Source organism: Streptococcus parasanguinis ATCC 15912, assembly GCF_000164675.2.
Classification (GTDB): domain Bacteria; phylum Bacillota; class Bacilli; order Lactobacillales; family Streptococcaceae; genus Streptococcus; species Streptococcus parasanguinis.
This window is the reverse complement of sequence record NC_015678.1, coordinates 1265705-1281631: the sequence shown is the minus strand read 5'-3', so window position 1 is coordinate 1281631 and position 15927 is coordinate 1265705. Positions and strand designations below refer to the sequence as shown.

The window sequence follows — 15927 nt, the reverse complement described above, 5'->3', positions numbered from 1 at the left end:
GGGAAAAGCATCAAATCAGTTTTCTATTCACCAGTTTCTATACAGCTCCTACTTAATAGTTAGAGATCTTTTTAGTTCCTAGTGATTTGCTTGGAGCATTCGCGTATGTATTTTATAAGTCTACAGACAATCATAAAAAGAAAAGTAATCAATGCTAGTTTACATTAGCTGCTTTTCTTTTCTGATAACGTTGATAAGAATGATACAGTTTCAAGACGACAGAGCCACTAGCCATCCCGATGGAAATCACCAAGGCCAGAATAACCACCAGGGTCACGCTGGTCACTGCCTGGCGATATTGGCCACTGACAAAAAAGGAAGTCGTCCGATAGGAAATATATCCAGGAACTAAGGGGGCGAGAATGGATAACATAAAGACCACAACAGGAGTCTTGAGAACGATACTTAAAATCTGACTGATACAGGATCCTACAATAGCGGCGATAAAGGTTGCTACGATGACATTGGTAGGCCCTTTTAGTACATAGTAAAGCAACCAAATGCTCATGCCTAGGATTCCTCCAGGGATTAGCATGGAGCGTTGCACATTGAGGACGATTAAAAAGGTAATGATGGCAATCAAACTGGCCACCGCTTGGATTAAAAATTCAGTTAGGTTCATCATTTTATTTCATAAGGACTAGGGCGACCGTAGTTCCGGCACCAAGTGCAAGTGTGATAAGGAGGGTCTCAAAAAGTTTACTCATCCCTGAGTTGAGGTGGTTGTTCATAAGATCCCGTACAGCATTGGTCATGGCAATTCCAGGAACGAAGGGCATGACACAGCCAGCGATAATGAGATCCGTATTGGAAGGAAAACCACTATATTTGGCCCAGATATGGGCTAAAAATCCAAAGATAAAGGCGGCCGCAAAGGCTGTTGCAAAAGGAATACGAACGTATTTCTCAACGACAAGTGAAAAAGAAAAGGCAAAAACAGTTGCGATGACTGCCCCAATCGCGTCGTAGACATTTCCTCCAAACATGATGGAGAAGAAAGGCGCACTGAGAGTCGCCGCAATGGTCAACTGGAGATTGGTATAAGGAACGCGCTTATTTTTTAACTCTCTCAAGGCCTGGTAGGCTTGAGAGAGATCCATCTCTCCAGAGACCAGTTGACGAGAGATCTGGTTAACATCACAGACCTTTTCAATATTGTAATTGGTCCGTAAGATCCGTTTCATACGCGTGATATTGGCATTCTCGATTGAAAAGAAAATAGCGACCGGCATCGCTAAAGCATTGCAATCGTCGATTCCCTGTGAATGGGCAATCCGGATCATCGTATCTTCGACTCGGTGGATCTCAGAACCGCTTTCTAACAGGAGAGTTCCAGCTAACATCAGAACGTCGATCACTTGGTTGATCTGTTTTGACTCTTCCATAATTTCCTTCTTACTAAATAATCTGTTTCTATTATAGCAAAAAAGGACGAGAGACAGAACTAAAATCTGACAATTCTAGTTTGTTTCTTATCCTTTCTGAATTCGTTTAGAATAGCTATTGTTTAGTCTTATCATTCGTTAACTCGGGTGGTGATGCTGCACGGTCATATCCTGGACGAGAAGGGTTGCTAAAAAGATCAGTGCAATCAAGATAAAGAGCCAAATAATAGCGAGAACAAATGTTAAAAACATAGGATCACCCCTTCTATATTATTTACAGCTCTACTATAACATTCGAAGAAAGCGCTGTCAAACTCTATGTGGTAGGCTCTTAAACTCTTTCAAAATTCAGAATAATCTTGCGATGGGATGAAAAAACCAGCCGTTTCCGACTGGTTTATATGATTTGCTTGAATCTTAGCTCAATGCATCATCCATTGAAAGAACTTCGTGGAAGACACGTTGTGTCAATTCAGTTTTTTGTTCTGGAGTGAGGTATTTAGTGTTTACACAGTATCCAGAGATACGAACGATAACGTCTTCACCTGACATGATCTTTTCGTAAACATCGTTCAAGTCCATAACGTTCAAGTTAACGTGTTGTCCACCGTTTTCGAAGTATCCATCAAGGATGGTTACCAAGTTATCAACTTGTTCGTCACGAGTCTTACCAAGAGCACGTGGTGAAACTTGAGTAGTCAATGAGATACCGTCAGCTGCATAACCAAAGTCAAGGCTAGCAAGTGAGTTCAAGTTTTGCAACCATCCACCTTTAGCTTTGTTAGATGGGTTAGCACCTGGTGAGAAGAATTCCAATTTAGACAAGTTCACAGAACCATCTTCGTTGAGGTATACCCCTTTGTGGACTGGAGAGTTACCAGTTTGTTTAGAGTAGGCAACGTTAGAAGTGATGGTAAGAAGTGAAACAGTTGCTTCAGCGTTCTTGTAAAGTTTGTGGCTACGAAGACGAGTAGTGTAAGCTTCGATCAACCATTCTGCCAATTCGTTAGAACGTGGGTCATCTTCACCCCAACGTGGGTATTCACCAATTGTTTCGTAATCGTAGATATATCCATTTTCGTCACGGATTGGTTTAACAGTAGCGTATTTGATTGCTGACAAGGTATCAACAGTGTTGGCAAATCCACAGATACCGAATCCCATGTTTGCGCGTTGGTGAGTTGGCAAGAAGGCCATTTGAACTGCTTCGTAGTTGTACTTATCAGTCATGTAGTGGATGATGTTCAAAGCATCTACGTAAGTGTCTGTCAACCAGTCAAGAGATTTTTCGAAGTTAGCTTTAACAGTGTCAAAGTCAAGAACTTCGTCACGAACTGGTTCGATGTCAAATACTTTATAGTCTTTATGAACATCGTCGTAACCACCGTTCAAACCAGTAAGAAGAGCTTTAAGTACGTTAACACGAGCACCGAAGTATTGGATGTTGTGGCGTTGTTCTTCGTTTTCTGGGTCAAGTGGTGATACACAACATGAGATACAGCTCATTTCACCGTATCCGTCTTTGGCCATTGTTGTTACACCTTCGTATTGGATAGAAGAGTGTTTGTGGCTCATGTGCATACAGTAGCGACGGAAGCTATATGGCAATTTGTCAGTCCAAAGAACTGTCAAGTTTGGTTCTGGAGAGTTACCGATATTGTCCAAAGTGTTCAAGAAACGGTAGTCCATCTTAGTAACACGGTGACGTCCATCGTTACCCATACCAGCCATAGAAGTTGTGATGAAGGTTGGGTCACCTGAGTACAATTGGTCGTAAGCTTTTGTACGAGCAAATTTAACAGTACGCAATTTCATAACGAAATCGTCAACGAATTCTTGGATTTCTGATTCAGTGTAAGTACCACGAGCCAAGTCACGTTCAGCGTAGATATCCAAAACGATTGGCACACGTCCAAGAGAAGTAGCAGCACCGTTGATGACACGGCAGACAGCCATGAAGGCAATGTTTGTCCATTGGATTGCTTCTTTTGTATCGAAGGCAGGACGACGAACGTCTACACCATAAAGATCACCCAAGCGAACAACTTCTTTCAAAGCTTGGTATTGAAGGTTTACTTCTTCACGAAGGCGGATTGATTCTTCATCGATTTCAGTGATAGAGTTCCAGTCGCTTGCTTTTTCAGCCATCAAGTAGTCAGCACCGTAAAGAGCCAAACGAGCGTAAACCCCAATGATACGTCCACGAGAGTATGCATCTGGAAGACCAGTTACAGTGTGAGCGTGGCGGGCACGACGGATGTTTGTAGTGTAAGCGCGGAAGATACCATCGTTTACAGTAGTTACATATTTAGTGAAGATTTCATGAACAGCTGGATCTGGTTCGTATCCATTTTCTTTCAAAGTAGTTTCCGCCATACGGATACCACCTTTTGGCATGAAGTTCAACTTGAAGAGTTCATCGTTTTGGATCCCGAAGATCACTTCGTTTTCTTTGTCGATATATCCAGCTGCGATATCAGCGATAGATGTTGGACGGTTATCGTATGGGAAACGAGTTTCTTCATAATGAGCTTTTGTTTCTTCAACAATTTTTTTGATATGAAGAGAACGTTCAGTTGGACCAGCTAGGAAGCTTTCATCTCCATCATATGGTGTGTAGTTAGCTTGAACGAAGCGAGAAACGCTTGCTTTTTCTTTCCAATCTTCACCTTTGAAGCCTTCCCAGGCTTTGTCAAAAATATCTTGTGCTTCAACGACTGTTTTAACAACCATTACTATTTTCCTCTATTATCTTTCTAGCAACTACATCTGTTGCATTTACACTAGTAGTATACCATACAGAAACCGGTTACACAAAGGTGAATTGCGAAAAACAACAGATTCTTTTATAATACAGTTTTAAATCCTCTGCGATACTGTACTATATTTTTGAAAACAAACACGGTTTTCCATCAATTTTCATGTTTTCTGGAGAGTCGATTTTTGCAATTCTGAAATTTTCTTCTTATAATGGTAAAGAAGGAGGGTGAAAAATGCTGATATTTCCATTAGTGAATGATACGAGTCGCAAGATTATTCATATTGACATGGATGCATTTTTTGCTGCCGTCGAAGAAAGAGATAACCCTAGTTTAAAGGGGAAGCCTGTCGTAATTGGCCAGGACCCTCGTCAGTCAGGTGGGAGAGGTGTGGTCTCGACCTGTAACTATGAAGCAAGGAAATATGGGATTCATTCGGCCATGAGTTCCAAAGAAGCGCTGGACCTTTGTCCTCAAGCCATTTTTATCTCTGGAAATTATGAGAAGTACCGAGAGGTGGGCGAACAGGTTCGTGAAATTTTCAAGCGCTATACAGATCTGATCGAGCCCATGAGTATTGACGAAGCCTATCTAGATGTGACGGAAAATAAAATCCAGAGCAAATCAGCTGTCAAGATTGCCCGCTTGATTCAGCATGCGATCTGGGAAGAGCTGCATCTCACAGCTTCAGCGGGTGTCTCTTATAATAAGTTTTTGGCCAAGATGGCAAGTGACTACCAAAAGCCCCGTGGCCTAACGGTGGTCTTGCCGGAGGATGCCGAGGATTTCCTGAGCCAGATGGACATTGCCAAATTTCACGGGGTAGGAAAGAAGACAGTGGAGCGGCTGCATGAGATGGGGGTCTATACTGGTGCGGATCTTTTAGCCATCCCAGAGATGACCTTGATTGATCGATTTGGACGCTTTGGCTATGATCTCTTCCGCAAGGCGCGAGGCATTCACAATAGCCCTGTCAAGAGCCATCGCATCCGCAAGTCGATCGGAAAAGAGCGGACCTACCGCAAGCTCCTCTATGCTGAAGATGATATTTTAGAAGAAATTGCCAATCTGTCCAGTAAGGTGGCCCAATCGCTGGAAAAACACGGCAAGCAAGGCAAGACCTTGGTCTTAAAAGTGCGCTATGGAGACTTCACCACCCTGACCAAGCGGATCACCCTGACGGAGCCAACACGAGAGGCTGAGCGGATCAATCGTTCCGCTCGTCATATTTTTCAAGAAATTGAATCGACAAATACTGGAATCCGCCTCTTGGGTGTCACCATGACCAATTTCGTGGCTCATACCGAGTTGCCTTTGGTGGAAGAAAAAGAAGACGACTAGTCTGTTCACTAGTCGCCTAAGATTGATGACAAAGTCATCTTAGAAACTTTCCTTAGGTGAGTACGGACGTTAGGTGAAATGATCCAGTGGATGATTTCAGCAATCCAGGAAGTTCCATGACTTATTAAGATACATACAAAGGGCGTTCGCGGATAAAGTCAAAATAGAGAGCAGGACAGAAGCACTGTTGTATGGGATTGCTTCGTTGTCCTGCCCCCACAAGGCTGATTAGGATTCTTCCTCCGGGCTAAAAGGCGGGAGAAGAATTCAATCAGCTACTGTGTCTTGGATTTAGTACTAATGTATTTTACGCTTTTGACACAATCCGCAGCCCGTGTTCAATTCGTTTTGAACCCCTTCGCTTTTCAATTTCTGGGCTCAGACTAAAACAGTTCCCCGAACTGTTTTACTTTCAAAACTCCTGAGAGAGTGGGACAGAAATCGGTAATTCGTTAGAATTCGATTTCGTCGTCCCACCTCCGCACAGTTGAGTAGGGCTGTAAAAGCTGATAAAATCAGCGTAGTAGAGCCCACTCAACCACTGCGTCTTGCTCGACAATCCAAAAATAATTGAGAGGCTAGGACTTTTGTCCCAGCCTCTTTTTCACGGCGAAAAATTTCAGCTGTATTTGAATGTGCCTTAAAAAATAGATTATTTTAATTTTTTGGGATATCAATTAGGTTGTTTGACATCAAAAAAGGCTGCAATCTCTTCTTCAGTCAGTCCGATCATAGGAGAGATGGTGTGGAGATTGTCTTCAGTCAGTCGATAGACAGTCGGTTCATCAGGCTCAGTCTTCGTTTCAACAGTCCCTTCCTTGCTTCGTGCGGATTCGACTGTAGCAGAAGCGGTGTCAACGGATGAAGAAGAGTCCTTGGTCGCCTCGCCTCCGTCCAGGTCCTTAAAGCGTTCAACCAAGTAGGTCTTGCGCGCAGTACCAGTATTTTTAGTGGCGTAATCAAAGGCGCTGTATTCCCCTAAGAGAATCAGCTTGCTCTTAGAGCGCGTGATGGCAGTATAGATCAAATTACGTTGCAACATCCGGTGGCTTTGATTGGTAATGGGTAGAATCACCACCGGAAACTCGCTTCCTTGCGATTTGTGAATACTCATTGCATAGGCTAAGCGAATCTTGTACCATTCATTGCGCGGGTAGACGATTTCATTGCCATCAAATTGGATGGTCAATTCATCTTGCTTGGATTCTGTATATTTTCCTGGGAGAAGATCGGTGATGTAGCCAATATCTCCGTTAAAGACATTGCTTTCTGCATCATTGACCAGATGGATGACCTTGTCTCCATCGCGGTATTGGCAGTCTGGTGTGTCAAAAACAACCTGATCTTTGACAGCTGGATTGAGAAGGTCTTGCATGAGCGTATTGATATTGTCAATGCCGGCCTGGCCCTTGTACATGGGTGCCAAGACTTGGATATCTCGAGCAGGGATTTGACTACGAAGGGCAGCAGAAGTGATTTGTTCGATCATCTTAGGGATGTGTTCGCTTCCAGCTTCGAAATAAGAGCGGTCAGCTTTTCGTTCTGTGAAATCTTGAGGTAGCTTGCCTTGGCGAATGTCTCCTGCTAGTGAGACAATGGTCGAGTCCTCACTCTGACGGAAAATATGTTCGAGTTTGGTCTGAGGGATGCTTGGGATCTGCAAGAGATCAGCCAAGACCTGACCAGGGCTGACGGAAGGTAATTGGTCGGCATCCCCCACAATCAAGAGTTTCGTATCTGTTGCGATGTTGCTAAGTAATTGATTAGCCAGCCAGGTATCAACCATGGAAAATTCGTCCACAATGATAAAGTCTGCATCCAGATAGTCCTCTAAGTGGCTGGTGTCATCATCCCCAGTCATCCCCAAATGGCGGTGGATAGTGGCACTCGGAAGTCCTGTCAGCTCATTCATGCGCCTAGCTGCTCGTCCCGTTGGGGCAGCCAGCAGGATCGGCAGGTCTTTTTTCTTCCGAAGATCCAGCTGGTGGAGTTGGGCATAGACGCTGATCATCCCATTGATAACGGTAGTCTTTCCTGTCCCTGGTCCCCCGGTGAGGATAAAGACCTTGTTTTGGATAGCTTGGTGAATCGCCTCTTTTTGAATCGCATCGTAGCGAATCCCCAGATCTTTTTCAACCTCCTCGATAGCTTGGTTGATTTTCTCAGGGTCAAACGAAGCTTTTTTACCCTTCTCCAGCAATCGGCCAATATGGCTGCGAATCCCTTCTTCCGCAAAGAAAAGGCTGTTGTCAAAGATCTTGGTGTCCACGTTTTGGACCTTGTCTTCCTCGATGAGGTGGCCTAATTCTTGGGCGACAGTGGAAGGATCCAATTCTACTGGACGAGCTGATTCTAGAAGGTCAATGGTATAGCGCAGGAGGTCCTTGGCTTGGATATAGGTATTTCCAGTCTCGATAGAGTAGCTAAAGAGGCTGTGGATCAGACCTGCTCGGAAACGCTCGGGAGCGTCACTTGCAATACCCAATTCTTCTGCTAGTTGGTCCGCGATTTTAAAGCCCATACCTTGGATGTCTTCCACCAATTGGTAGGGCTGTTGCTCCACGATCTGGAGAGTTTCTTCCTTGTAGAAATCCTGGATCTGAAAGGCCAATTTATTGGGAATGCCATAATTGGCTAGTTGGGCGAGAATGCGTTCCGTTCCGTAATTCTGACGAAGTTTTTCCACAAAAGCTAGGCGGTTTTTCTTGGAGAGACCAGTAATTTCTTCTAATTTTTCAGGAGCTTCCAGAATTTTGTCAATGGTATTGTCCCCATAGAGGTCCACGATTTTTTGAGCCGTTTTGAGACCAATTCCTTTGAAGTGATCGCTGGAAAAATATTTCACCAAGCCCTTGCTAGAGGGTTTGGCACGTTCATAGCGACTGATTTTGAGTTGTTCTCCGTATTTAGGATGATGGACCAGCTCCCCCCAGAAGGTGTAGTCTTCGCCTTCCATGATATCTGCCATGGTGCCTGTCACAATGATCTCAAAATCATCAAAGTCTTCTGCATCTGTATCGCTAATGTCGAGTAAGAGGATTCGAAAAAAACTGCTAGGATTTTCAAAAATAATGCGCTCAATAGTACCAGAAAAATAATATTCCATCATTTCTTTCCTTTTTATAAAGCAAGGCTGGGACGTATTGCCTCAGCCTTAGTTTTTTGATCTATACTAATAAGTTTTGAAAGGGTAGATAGGCCATAGTCTAAAGACGGCTTGCCCTTTGATTTGTTCTTTCTTGAAAGCTCCGACCTGACGGCTATCTTTTGAAACGATCCGGTCATCTCCGAGTAAGAGGTATTCATCGTCGAGCAACTTCAAGGTAAATTTAGGATTGCCATCCTTGTCTACAGTAAAAGCTTGAGCTGTATTGGCCAATTGGCGGAAGAGTTCTCCATTTTCTTCGAACCCTTTTCCAGTATAGGTCGATTGCAATTTATCTTTTTTGAAACGAGCGATGTAGTCTTTCAAATAGGGCTCAGTGGTCTTTTTTCCATTGATATACAGGGTATCATTATCGTATTGGATGGTATCTCCAGGAAGACCGATGACCCGCTTGACGATGTCCTTGGTTTTGCCGTCGTCGTCTTTTTCACTGGCAACGACAATGTCGAAACGATCAATCGAGAGGTGGTTGACCACAAGGAGGTACTCGCTATCAGCCAGGGTTGGATCCATTGAATGGCCATCCACCTTGACCGGAGCCCAAAGGAAGATACGTGAGGCGATGATGAGACCAACAATGATGCTGAAGAGGCCCCATTCTTTAAGGAACCTCACCACTGGTGAGCTAGATGAATGTTTTGAACTTCTTTTTGACATAACTTATCTTTCTAGTAATTTCTTTGCTTTTTCTGTGTTTTTAAAATGGAGTTTGGCACAATAATCCAGAGCTTTCATCCCGTAGGTCTGAAGCAATTTAGCAGCGACTTGGTCTGATTTAGCCCCTGCTCCACTAGGGAGATTAAAGCCCAGTTCCTTGCCCAGATCTTCCAGATTTTGAAGGAAGAGATTGCGGGCGATGATGGAACTAACTGCAACAGCTAAATACTTACCTTCTGCTTTTTCTTCCAACTCAATAGCTTGGGAGACCTGATTTTTTTCAGCTTTCACGTATTTTTGGTAGTTTTTAGCCGTCGTAAAGGCATCGATCACAATTCGCTCTGCTTGGACTCTTTTATTTAATAGAAGATAGATAGCTTGATTGTGCAGGGCCACTTTGACTGAAACAGCATTGTAGCCAGAAGCAATGACTTCATTGTACTTCTTTGGGGATAATAAGAGTGCTTGGTGCTGGATGTTTTCCTCAAGGAGAGGAGCCAATTGCTGAATTTTTCGATCATCCAAGGTCTTTGAATCCCCAACACCGAGCTTTTTGAGCCAGTCGTGCTGGTCAGGTGTGACAAAGGATGCGACGACGGTGAGTCCACCAAAATAAGAGCCGTTTCCGACCTCGTCGGTTCCGATCATGGCGAGATCTTGTCGTGCAGATGAAGTAGTAGAACTCTTGGGGTTCTCAGCATCATGCCCGAAAAAGGTCAGGTAAGGAGTAAGGTCATTGCCTTGAAGCAAGACTTTTCCAGACTTGTAGATCGAAACGGTCGCTCCCTCTAGTCGAAAGAAATAATCCATATGAGGGTTCTTGCTTTGAGTGAGAGAACTGCGATAGGTATGGACAAAATCAAGAATTTGCTCCTGTGTTGGAGTGAGTGTCATACTTTCCATAACCACTATTGTACCACAAATTCAGGGAGAGAGGGAGCAAAAAGAAAGAAAGAATTCACTGGAAAATCCCTGTGAAGAGGGGCTTTGCTACTGACAAAGCTAGCCTTTTTTGGTATAATACCGTGAGGTGATTTTTATGGCGAGCTTAAATAGATATAAATTTACATTTGGAAACAAAGCGCTCACTTTAACAACCAACCATGATAATTTGTTTATGGAAGAAGTCGAACGTGTTGCGAAAGAAAAATACCAAGCAATTAAGGAACAAATGCCAGAGGCAGATGACGAAACCATCGCGATCTTATTGGCAGTAAACAGTTTGTCCATGCAATTGAATCGCGAGATTGAGTTTGACGACAAAGAAAAAGAATTAGATGATTTTCGTCGCAAGGCTTTAGACGACTTAAAGGATAAATCATCCAAATAAGAGGAGATACATGTTAACTTTCTTAATCTTATTGATTTTGGCATGGAGCTTTTATATTGGCTATGCAAGAGGGATTATCCTCCAGTCTTATTACTTTCTAGTGACCTTAGTGGCCCTCTTGATTGCAGGTGGTAGCTACAAGGGACTGGCCAAGGTGTTGTCTCTATGGGTTCCTTTTTCGAGTCCTACTCGGCAATCGGTGAATTATTTTTATGCCAACCGCTACCTATTTCAATTAGATGACATCTTTTATGCAGGTTTAGCTTATGTATTGATTTTTGCGATAGTCTATCTGATTGGTCGTGTGATTGGGATTTTTATGCACTTGGTACCCCAGCCAGAAAAACTGGAGGATCGCAAGTATCAAATTGGAGCGGGTGTGATCGCCGTCGTGATAACTCTCTTGGTCATCCAGATGGGCTTGACTGTCCTCTCAACGGTTCCCATGGCTTCCATCCAAAATAGACTAAATGCAAGTGGATTGATCCGCTTTATCATCCTTCATACCCCGATCAGTTCCAGTCTGTTCCACAACTTGTGGGTGACTGCGATTATCGGAGCTTAAGGAGCAAAAATGAAGAAAGGAGTGAGACAAGTCCGATTCAAGGAAGGACGCTCACTTTTTTTGTAGGAGAAATATGAATAAAAAAATCTTAGATATTCTGGAGTTTGACAAGGTCAAGCAACTCTTTGAACCCTATCTACAGACAGAACAAGGGGAGATGGAGCTAGCAACCCTTACTCCAACTGATAAAAGAGAAAGCATCGAAACGGCCTTTATGGAGTTGGAAGATATGGAGCAGATCCTCTTGGAAGAGCCTCGCTTTGCCGTGTCGACGATTCAAGATGTCCGTCCAGTGGCCAAGCGTTTGGAGATGGAGGCATCCCTCAATATCGATGAATTACTAGCGCTAAAAGCGGTCCTTCGGGTGACACATGAGCTCAAGGATTTCTACGACAACTTGGAAAATGTCCGTCTGGAAAGGCTCAATCGCCTCTTTGACAACTTGGTGGATTTACCACGCCTACAAGGTGGGCTTCAAGCTATCAACGAAGGAGGCTTTGTCGAGTCTTTTGCCAGTGAAAAATTGGCCAAAATCCGCCGTCGAATCCAGGAAAATGAACACCAGGTCAGAGAGATTCTCCAAGACCTGCTGAAAAGCAAGGCCGATATGTTAGCGGATGCTGTGATTGCTAGTCGGAATGGCCGCAATGTTCTACCAGTAAAAAACACCTATCGTAACCGCATTGCAGGGGTGGTCCACGATATCTCAGCCAGCGGGAATACCGTTTATATCGAGCCTCGGGCAGTCGTCAATCTTAATGAAGAAATTGCCAACCATCGAGCCGATGAACGGTATGAAATCATTCAGATTCTGGAGGAATTGTCTGACACCCTGCGCCCTCATGCAGCAGAGATTGCAAATAACGCTTGGATTATCGGTCACTTGGACTTGATCAAAGCCAAGTATCGGTTTATGCGCGATTGTAAGGCAGTGGTACCAGAGGTTAGCAGCAATCGCTCTGTTCAGCTCTTGCAACTACGTCATCCCTTGATTGAAAATGCTGTCGCGAATGACCTACATTTTACCGAGGACTTGACAGAAATCGTGATTACCGGTCCCAATACAGGGGGGAAAACCATCATGCTAAAAACGCTGGGATTAGCGCAAATTATGGCCCAGTCTGGTCTTCCCATCCTAGCAGATCCAGGTAGTCGTGTGGGCATCTTCTCACAGGTCTTTGCGGATATTGGAGATGAACAATCGATCGAGCAGAGCTTGTCGACCTTCTCCAGTCATATGACCAATATCGTATCTATCTTACATCAAGTGGATACTGCCTCCTTGATCCTTCTGGATGAGTTGGGGGCTGGAACCGATCCTCAAGAGGGGGCTGGCCTTGCTATTGCTATCCTAGAAGACCTGCGTTTACGCGGGATTAAGACCATGGCGACAACCCACTATCCAGAGCTCAAGGCTTATGGAATTGAGACTGCAGGAGTGCAAAATGCCAGTATGGAATTTGATACAGCGAGTCTACGTCCGACCTATCGCTTCATGCAAGGAGTTCCTGGCCGCTCCAATGCCTTTGAAATTGCCCGCCGTTTGGGCTTGTCTGAGACTATTATCCAGGATGCCATGAAGATGACCAATACGGATAATGATGTCAATCAAATTATTGAAAAATTGGAGGCGCAGACCTTAGAAAGTCGCAAGCGCTTGGATACCATTCAAGAGGTCGAGCAAGAAAATCTCAAATTCAATCGCGCTCTTCGAAAACTCTATAACGAACTGACCCGAGAGAGAGAAACAGAGCTCAATAAGGCGAGAGAAGAGGCCAAGGAAATTGTGGACATGGCCCTTTCAGAGAGTGACCGGATCCTTCAAGGCCTTCATGCTAAATCCCAGTTGAAACCACATGAAATTATTGAGGCCAAGGCTCAGTTGAAAAAACTAGCGCCTGAGACCGTCGACCTTTCAAAAAATATGGTTTTGAAAAAAGCCAAAAAGGCGCGTGCTCCTAAGGTAGGAGATGAAATCTTGGTTATCAGCTATGGCCAACGTGGAACCCTGGTCAAGCAACTCAAAGATGGCCGCTGGGAGGCGCAAGTCGGCTTGATCAAGATGACCTTGGAAGAAAAAGAATTCAACCTCATCAAGGCTGAAAAAGAAGCGGCTCAACCTAAGAAACACCAGGTGAATGTCGTCAAACGCTCGAACACGAGTGGTCCGAGAGCGCGTCTGGACCTCCGTGGAAAACGCTATGAAGAGGCCATGCAAGAGCTAGATGGCTTTATCGATCAGGCCCTCCTCAACAATATGGCCCAAGTCGATATCATCCACGGGATTGGGACGGGAGTTATTCGTGAAGGGGTGACCAAGTATCTCCGCCGCAACAAACATGTCAAGAGTTTTGAATATGCCCCCCAAAATGCGGGCGGAAGCGGCGCGACTATTGTTACGTTTAAAGGATAAGTTAAGCCCTAGTTGTTCATCAGCTAGATTCAGATTGAAGAAAAAGTTATCTTAGAAACTTTCCTTAGGTGAGTACGGACGTCAGCGAACTTCGAAGAAGTTCCATGACTAAATTAAGATACAGAGGGCGTCTGCGGATAAAGTCAAAATAGGAAGTTTGACGCGGAATCTTTTGATTCTAGGAGAACTTATCTTTTTGACACAATCCGCAGCCCGAGTTCAATTCGTTTTGAGCCCCTTCCCTTTTCAATTTTTAGGCTCAGGCTAAAACAGTTCCCCAAACTGTTTTACTCTCAAAACTCCCGAGTGACTGAAACAATTGTGTTTCAGTCACTTTTCTCACGGCGGAAAGTTTCAATATATGTTTGAATGAGCCTATTAGTATGTATCAGTTTTAATTATTCTATATCACTTAAGTTGTTTTAAGTAAAAAATTTTATCTACATTCTAAATCCTAGCTGTTTATCAGCTAGTTTTTTTAAAATCTTACATAATGAAAATATTTGAAAGTTGTTGAAAAGGATTCGCTTTTATATCTGATTTTCAGTAGGTCCTCCCTTTTAAAAGTGTTATAATAGAGGCAATGAATGATTTGGGAGGATACGCATGCGTAAACGTGAAAGTGCAGATTCGTGTACAACGATTCTAGTCGGAAAAAATGCTAGCTATGATGGTTCGACCATTGTAGCACGAACGGAGGATTCTCAAAATGGCGTTTTTACGCCCAAGAAATTGATCGTGGTCAAACCAGAAGATCAACCGCGTCATTACAAGTCTGTTTTATCAACTTTTGAAATCGACTTGCCAGATAATCCAGTTCGCTATACAGCGGTTCCAGATGCGATTCCTAAAGACGGGATCTGGGGAGAAGCTGGGATCAATGTTTATAATGTAGCCATGAGTGAGACAGAGACCATTACGACCAATAGCCGTGTGCTAGGGGCAGATCCTCTTGTAGAGAGTGGCATCGGTGAGGAAGACATGCTGACCTTGGTCTTGCCTTATGTCAAGACTGCCCGCGAAGGGGTCTTGCGTCTCGGAAAGATCTTGGAAGAGTATGGAACTTATGAGTCTAACGGGATCGCGATTTCAGATGTGAATGAAATCTGGTGGTTGGAAACCATCGGAGGTCACCACTGGATGGCGCGCCGTGTCCCTGACGATGCCTATGTGACCAACCCAAACCAACTGGGAAGTGATTATTTTGAATTTGGCAATCCAGATGAGTTTCTTTGTGACCCGGATCTTGAACGTTTTGTCACAGAGCACCATTTGATTCTGGATCAAGAAGGGAAAGGTTTTAATCCACGCTATGCCTTTGGTAGCCAAAAAGACAAGGACCGTCACTACAATACACCGCGGGCTTGGGCCATCCAGCGTTTCCTCAATCCTGAAATCGAGCAGGATCCACGGAGCTTTGAGATTCCTTGGTGTCAAAAACCCTATCGTAAGGTGACGATTGAAGATGTCAAATATGTCTTGAGCAACCACTACCAAGACACTATCTACGATCCTTATGGTCCTGAAGGAGATCACGTGAGTCAGCGGACCTTCCGGACGATCGGGATCAACCGGACCAGCCAGACAGCGATTCTGCAATTGCGTCCCAATAAACCACAAGAAACGACAGGCATCCAATGGATTTCTTATGGCTCCATGCCTTACAATACAGCTGTTCCTTTCTTTACCCAAGTGGATACAACGCCAGACTACTTTGCCAATACGACGGCTAAGGTAACAACGGATTCCTTCTACTGGGCCAACCGGATTATTGCGGGACTGGCAGATTCTCACTATGCTCACCATGTTGGTGATTTGGACGATTACCAAGAAACGACAATGTCCTGGGGACATGCGCGCATCAATAAAGTCGATCGTGCACTTGCAGCAGGTGAAACCGTTGATTTTGAAGCGGAAAACCAAGCCATGAGTGATCAAATCCAGGAAGCGACAGATCAACTCTTGGACAAGATTTTGCTCGATGCTAGCAACCTTATGACCAATCACTTCTCCTTGAGTGATTAAAAACCGTGTATTTTCAGGTGGTTTACAAGATATTTTCAGAAACGATTGACAAACTTTTGAAAATCGATTAAAATAGAGAAAATTATATACGACCGAATGAAGTTTGCAGGAGCGTGAGTGACTGTGAATGGACGGAACTCTGGAGAGACCATAAATGGCACCGAAGGGGCAAGGTAGAGGATGCATCTACTCAAACTCTCAGGTAAAAGGACAGAGCGAAAGATAGGGAAAGCGCCTATTTTAAGCAGGACCAGAGTACATGTTTGACATGTGCTCTTTCTTTTTC

11 protein-coding genes and 1 riboswitch are annotated in these 15927 nt (G+C 44.1%); of the genes, 5 read left to right on the top strand and 6 right to left on the bottom strand.

Going from position 1 to position 15927, the window contains the following annotated elements; all coding sequences use genetic code 11:
• Nucleotides 1-154 precede the first annotated feature (154 nt).
• The 3 genes from HMPREF0833_RS06005 to pflB form a co-directional block, all read right to left on the bottom strand.
• On the bottom strand, nt 155-622 hold the full coding sequence (locus HMPREF0833_RS06005) for a threonine/serine exporter family protein (protein WP_037617035.1): 468 nt from the start codon (nt 620-622) through the stop codon (nt 155-157).
• Nucleotides 623-626: 4 nt separating this feature from the next.
• Nucleotides 627-1385 carry a threonine/serine exporter family protein gene (locus HMPREF0833_RS06000; protein ID WP_003016764.1) on the bottom strand — a complete coding sequence of 253 codons (759 nt, stop codon included), beginning with the start codon at nt 1383-1385 and terminating at the stop codon, nt 627-629.
• 417 nt (nt 1386-1802) lie between these two features.
• The gene (gene pflB / locus HMPREF0833_RS05995; RefSeq protein WP_013904174.1) at nt 1803-4118 is read right to left on the bottom strand and encodes a formate C-acetyltransferase; all 2316 of its coding nucleotides are present in this window, start codon (nt 4116-4118) and stop codon (nt 1803-1805) included.
• Nucleotides 4119-4378: 260 nt separating this feature from the next.
• On the opposite strand from pflB, the gene dinB reads away from it, so the two are divergent.
• Entirely contained in the window at nt 4379-5485 is a 1107-nt protein-coding gene (gene dinB / locus HMPREF0833_RS05990) for a DNA polymerase IV (protein ID WP_013904173.1), read from the top strand.
• A gap of 673 nt (nt 5486-6158) precedes the next feature.
• On the opposite strand, the gene recD2 is transcribed toward dinB, so the two are convergent.
• The 3 genes from recD2 to rnhC all read right to left on the bottom strand — a co-directional run bounded on the left by recD2 (nt 6159) and on the right by rnhC (nt 10211).
• A complete protein-coding gene (gene recD2, locus HMPREF0833_RS05985) occupies nt 6159-8591 on the bottom strand; it encodes an SF1B family DNA helicase RecD2 (RefSeq protein ID WP_041818369.1) in 2433 nt (810 codons plus the stop codon).
• 66 nt (nt 8592-8657) lie between these two features.
• On the bottom strand, nt 8658-9308 hold the full coding sequence (gene lepB, locus HMPREF0833_RS05980) for a signal peptidase I (protein WP_013904171.1): 651 nt from the start codon (nt 9306-9308) through the stop codon (nt 8658-8660).
• Between the two features lie 3 nt (nt 9309-9311).
• Nucleotides 9312-10211 carry a ribonuclease HIII gene (rnhC, locus tag HMPREF0833_RS05975; protein ID WP_013904170.1) on the bottom strand — a complete coding sequence of 300 codons (900 nt, stop codon included), beginning with the start codon at nt 10209-10211 and terminating at the stop codon, nt 9312-9314.
• Between the two features lie 136 nt (nt 10212-10347).
• Between rnhC and HMPREF0833_RS05970 the strand changes: the two genes are divergently transcribed.
• The 4 genes from HMPREF0833_RS05970 to HMPREF0833_RS05955 all read left to right on the top strand — a co-directional run bounded on the left by HMPREF0833_RS05970 (nt 10348) and on the right by HMPREF0833_RS05955 (nt 15641).
• Nucleotides 10348-10638: a hypothetical protein gene (locus HMPREF0833_RS05970; RefSeq protein WP_003005477.1), complete on the top strand. Its 291-nt coding sequence runs from the start codon at nt 10348-10350 to the stop codon at nt 10636-10638.
• Between the two features lie 10 nt (nt 10639-10648).
• Entirely contained in the window at nt 10649-11203 is a 555-nt protein-coding gene (locus HMPREF0833_RS05965; RefSeq protein ID WP_013904169.1) for a CvpA family protein, read from the top strand.
• A 73-nt stretch (nt 11204-11276) separates the two neighbouring features.
• On the top strand, nt 11277-13616 hold the full coding sequence (locus HMPREF0833_RS05960; RefSeq protein WP_013904168.1) for an endonuclease MutS2: 2340 nt from the start codon (nt 11277-11279) through the stop codon (nt 13614-13616).
• Between the two features lie 606 nt (nt 13617-14222).
• A complete protein-coding gene (locus tag HMPREF0833_RS05955) occupies nt 14223-15641 on the top strand; it encodes a C69 family dipeptidase (protein ID WP_013904167.1) in 1419 nt (472 codons plus the stop codon).
• A 129-nt stretch (nt 15642-15770) separates the two neighbouring features.
• A riboswitch (glycine riboswitch) is annotated at nt 15771-15865 on the top strand.
• Nucleotides 15866-15927 lie beyond the last annotated feature (62 nt).